Annotated in this window: 1 protein-coding gene; it reads left to right on the forward strand. The window is 70.2% G+C overall.

Annotated elements, in window-relative coordinates:
* Positions 1–31: 31 nt before the first annotated feature.
* On the forward strand, positions 32–255 hold a 224-nt coding region (locus RM590_RS36300), incomplete at its 3' end, for a DUF4277 domain-containing protein (protein ID WP_311708994.1).

Genomic DNA, 255 nt, shown 5'->3' on the forward strand with positions numbered 1-255 from the left:
GCGCCCTCGTATGCGGGTTGCGATCGAGTCCGTGGTGACCAAGCGTCTGGGCGCTCTGCCCGTCGCCGCCGAGTTTCTGCGCCGGTTGGATGTCGCAGGGATCGTCGACGCGCTGTGCCCGCCCGATCCCCGGGCTGATCTGACGCACGGCCAGGTGATCGAGGTGCTGGTGGCCAACCGGCTGACCGCCCCCGCTCCGCTGTTCCGCGTCGGGGACTGGGCGCGTGACTGGGCGGTGGAGGAGGTCTTCGGAAT

Source organism: Streptomyces litchfieldiae (genome assembly GCF_031845365.1).
In the GTDB taxonomy this organism is placed as follows: domain Bacteria; phylum Actinomycetota; class Actinomycetes; order Streptomycetales; family Streptomycetaceae; genus Streptomyces; species Streptomyces litchfieldiae.